This window comes from Candidatus Viridilinea mediisalina (genome assembly GCF_002532535.1).
GTDB lineage: Bacteria > Chloroflexota > Chloroflexia > Chloroflexales > Chloroflexaceae > Viridilinea > Viridilinea mediisalina.
Window position 1 is genome coordinate 1 of record NZ_NQWI01000207.1, and the last position, 4263, is coordinate 4263.

Annotated in this window: 4 protein-coding genes; all 4 read left to right on the forward strand. The window is 59.6% G+C overall.

Annotated elements, in window-relative coordinates; translation table 11 throughout:
• The coding region (locus CJ255_RS21250; RefSeq protein WP_217352514.1) for a DUF4351 domain-containing protein at positions 1 to 252 on the forward strand (252 nt) is incomplete at its 5' end.
• Between the two features lie 112 nt (positions 253 to 364).
• On the forward strand, positions 365 to 1666 hold the full coding sequence (bchY, locus tag CJ255_RS21255) for a chlorophyllide a reductase subunit Y (protein WP_097646080.1): 1302 nt from the start codon (positions 365 to 367) through the stop codon (positions 1664 to 1666).
• Complete coding sequence (locus tag CJ255_RS21260) at positions 1663 to 3174, forward strand: nitrogenase component 1 (RefSeq protein ID WP_097646081.1); 1512 nt, start codon at positions 1663 to 1665, stop codon at positions 3172 to 3174. The genes bchY and CJ255_RS21260 overlap by 4 nt, the downstream gene beginning before the upstream one ends.
• Entirely contained in the window at positions 3175 to 3969 is a 795-nt protein-coding gene (gene surE / locus CJ255_RS21265) for a 5'/3'-nucleotidase SurE (protein WP_097646082.1), read from the forward strand. It abuts the gene before it with no gap.
• Positions 3970 to 4263: the final 294 nt, after the last annotated feature.

The window sequence follows — 4263 nt, forward strand, 5'->3', positions numbered from 1 at the left end:
CCCGAATCCCCCTTGATCAGCAAGTGGAGGGAAGAAGGAGTGGCAGAAGGTATCGAGAAGGGCCATCTTGAGTTGCTGCTGCGTCAACTCGTGCGCCGCTGTGGGCCGTTGAGTGAGCCATTAACCCGACAGGTGCAAGCCCTCACCGCTATGCAGATGCTGGACCTCGCCGAGGCGCTGCTCGATTTCACTGGCCGCGACGAGTTGGAGCAGTGGCTGGCGCAGCGGGGGGCTGAGACCAAAGAGGGTTGAAAGACCCTAACGTCATGCGTATGCGTTGCCGCCCCCGCCCCCGCCCCCTCGCCAGCGACACAGCATGGTATCGTATAATGACTCCTACAAACCGCAGCGAAAGGTTTTGCCCATGGCTGATATGATTCCGCTTACGCCCGCCGCGAACGAGAAGTCGCAAGATGACTTCAAGGGCGGTGCTTGCAAGCTGCATCCGCAGACGATGTGCCCTGCTTTTGGGGCTTTGCGGGTGCTGGCCCGGCTTGAGGGCGCACAGCCTGCGATGATTACTGATGCCGGTTGCCTCTACGGGCTTACGTTTGTGACCCATTTCTATGCGGCGCGCAAAAGTATTGTTGCGCCCATCCTTGGCACCGCAGAGCTTTCGAGTGGCAAGTTGCAAGAGGCGGCCCTCGCCGCGATTGCTGAGGCCGCTAAAGAACAGAATGTCTCGGTGATTCCTGTAATCTCGCTCTGTGTCGCTGAGACAGCGGGCCTCGCTGAGGAACTGTTGCCTTCTGAGGTGGACGGTAAACCAGTGGTGCTGGTGCGTGTCCCCGCCTATGCCATTCATTCCCACCCTGAAGCGAAGGACATCGCTCTCGCCGCTGTGATGCGTCGCTTCACCGAGCCGACTGTTGAGCAAGAGGCGGGCGCCCTGACGCTGCTGGGTGAGGTCTTTCCCGCCGATCCGCTCATGCTCGATGCGGTGCTACGCAAGATGGGCGGGCGGGTGATGACGACGCTCCCCGGACGCCATGTTGATGAGTTGCGTCTGGCAGGACGGGCTAAGGCGGTCGCAGCGTTGCATCCCTTCTACCGCGAGACGGTGGGGCTGCTGCGTGAACGCGGCGTCCCCGTCATCTCTGGAGCGCCTGTGGGGGCCGAGGGCAGCGCGGCATGGCTACGGGCGATTGGAGCGGCCCTCGAGTTGGACGAAGAGCGCGTTGAGCAGGTGGCCCAAGCGGAGGAGGCGCTTGCACGGGGCTTCCTGGCCAGCCAACCGCTCAAGGGGGCCACAATTATGGTTTCGGGCTATGAGGGCAACGAGATGCTCTACGCCCGCCTGCTGATCGAAGGTGGTGCCCATGTGCCCTACATCAGCACCAGTATTGGCCCCAACATGCTCACTGCCGCCGATGAAGCCTGGCTCAAGAATCATGGCACGGAAGCGGTGATCTACCGTAAGGCCATTGAGGACGATAAGGCCGCGATGGATCGTTGGAGCTTTGACCTTGTGATTGGTACGACCACTCTTGCCGCCCATGCGAAAGAGTTGGGCATCCCTTCGGTCTACTACACCAATATGCTCAGCGTGCGCCCGCTCTTTCTCGCGGGCGGCATGATCGCTTCACTGAGCTTTGTCCGCGAGCTGATGAACCGTAAGCCACTGTATGAGCGTATGGTGGATTTTTTCACGGAGCCGACTGCATGACCATCCAGCTCATCCGCGATATTTCCGACTCTAGCGCCTACTGGGGCGCTGCCTGGGTCTTTGGTTGCTTCCCCGATCTGCACGTTGTCTGTGATGCGCCCATCGGTTGCTACAATCTGTTGGGCATGGCTGTAACCGATTATACCGATGCGCTGCCCCATATGGCCAACCTGACGCCCACCTCGATCCGTGAGGAGGATGTGATCAATGGTACCGCCCAGGCGTTGGTGCGAACCATCAATGACCTACGAACGCTCGGAGCCCTTGAGGGCAAACGTTTGGTTGTGGTCTCGACCGCCGAGAGCGAGATGATCAGCGCCGATCATGGGCGTTTGGTGAAACAGCTTGACCCCGAGGCGAACTTCTTTTGGAGCCAATCGCTCGATCAGGACGAATGGATGGGGCGTGAACGGGCACTTGCTTTTGCCTGGGAACACTACGGCCAGCCCTATGTGCAGCCCAACACCCCGCCCCGCTCACCCAGATTGGTCAATATCATTGGGCCATCGTTGGGCTGCTTCAACGCCCCAGCCGATCTGCACGAGGTGCGCCGTCTGATCGAAGGTGTCGGCGGCGAGATCAATCTGGTCTACCCCTACGAGAGTAGCCTCGCCGCAACCCCACAGCTTGCCGACGCAGCCGTCTCGGTTGTCCTCTATCAGGAGTTTGGCGCAGATTTGGCGCGAACGATTGGCCGCCCGCAGCTCTTTGCGCCCTTTGGCGTCTTTGGAACCACCAGTTTTCTCCGCGAACTTGGGAGTTTGCTTGGGACACCCCCAGCCCAGGTTGAAGCCTTCATTGCCCACGAAAAGCGCACCACGCTCCAGCCGGTCTGGGATCTCTGGCGTGGCCCGCAGAGCGATTGGTTCGCCACGGTGGATTGCGCCATTGTGGCTGGGCGTAGCTACGTTGAAGGCTTGCAACAGTTCCTCGGCACAGAGCTAGGCATGAAGGTTGCTTGGAGCTCAGGCCGCCCACGGCGCGATGATGAACCGGATAACATCGAGATACGGCGGCGTTTACACGCCAAAGCGCCCGCCTTCGTCTTTGGCAGCATCAACGAAAAGATCTACCTAGCCGAAAGCGGCGCACGGGCCAGCCACTACATTCCTGCCACCTTCCCCGGCCCGGTGGTACGGCGCACCACCGGAACTCCCTTTATGGGCTATGCTGGTGCAGCCAACATCATGCAAGAGATCGTCAACCGCTTCTACGACATGGTCTTCAACTTCCTGCCAGTCGAACAGGTACGCCCGCCTGCGGGCCCGCCTGGACATGGCGGGCCGCCACCACCACCCGTCGCCACCCCCGCCCCCAGTGCCGAAACCATGCCCTGGAGCGAAGCGGCGACCACCCGTTTGAACCTTGCGATTGAACAGGTGCCCTTCTTGGCACGCATCAGCGCCAGTCGCAGTCTACGCCAAGCCGCCGAACAACTCGCCCGCAACCGCAAACTCGAAGCTGTCAGCCTCGAAGTGGTGGAAGAGGCGATCAGTCAGGGTAGCTAAATGCGTATCTTAGTAGTTAACGACGACGGGATCAACAGCGCAGGCATCTGGGAACTTGCGGCAGGTCTACGCGCTGCCGGTTTGGGCGAACCCTACATCGTCGCACCCGAAACAGAGCAGAGTGGAACCAGTATGGCGGTGCCAATCCAGCAGGAGCTCTTCCTCCGCCCGGTGGCAGCGCCCGATCCTGCCTACGCCGGTATTCGCGCCTATGCCATAAATGGCACGCCAGCGGGCTGCGTCATTGCAGGCGTCTTGGCCAAGCTTGGCCCGCGACCTGATGTTGTGATTGCAGGCATCAACCGTGGCATCAACACAGGCACCAACGTGATGCTGAGTGGCACCGTTGGCGCAGCAATGATGGCCGCACTCTGGGGGCTGCCCACGATGGCCGTCTCGCAGATGTACATCGGTGATGCGCCCATGCCTTGGCAGACCGCCACATGGGCGACGGTGCGCCTCTTTCCATTGCTCAAACTGCTGGACAAACGCGAACCCATCGTCCTCAATGTCAACGTGCCCCACCTGCATGATCCCAACGAAGTTCAGGGTATGCTGGCAACCAAGCTTTCATCCTTCTTCTACGGCGCTGTCATTGATGTTGAACTTGATGCACCGCAGCACGATGCCTCAGGGCGTCAACCTATGGAATTTCGCTTCGTGCGCGAACGGATTCCAACCTTCCCGCTCGACAGCGACGATGGTGCGGTGCGCGCTGGCTACATCTCGATCACGCCATTGCGCCCCAGCGGCATTGCGTCCCTCGATCTGCGTGCCGCCCTGAGTGATCTATAGGTTAGGAAAGGATACAGAAAACAGGAAATAGGAAATAGGAAATAGGGCTGAGGCATTAGAGCGCCTTGGATGCCTCAAGACGATAAAGTACCCTCAAACCATCCCTTAGAAGCTGTCTGAAAAGCCGGGAGGCATACGCTGGAGTGCCGGCTTTAGCCGGCTAAAGCCGGCACTCCAACGCCAACCCATAGACTTTTCAGACAGCCTCTTATACCAATTACCCTTGAACATGCCGCATTATCAAGAACGCTAAAGCCCATTGGAACGCCATGTTCGGCAATCTGCAATCTGCAA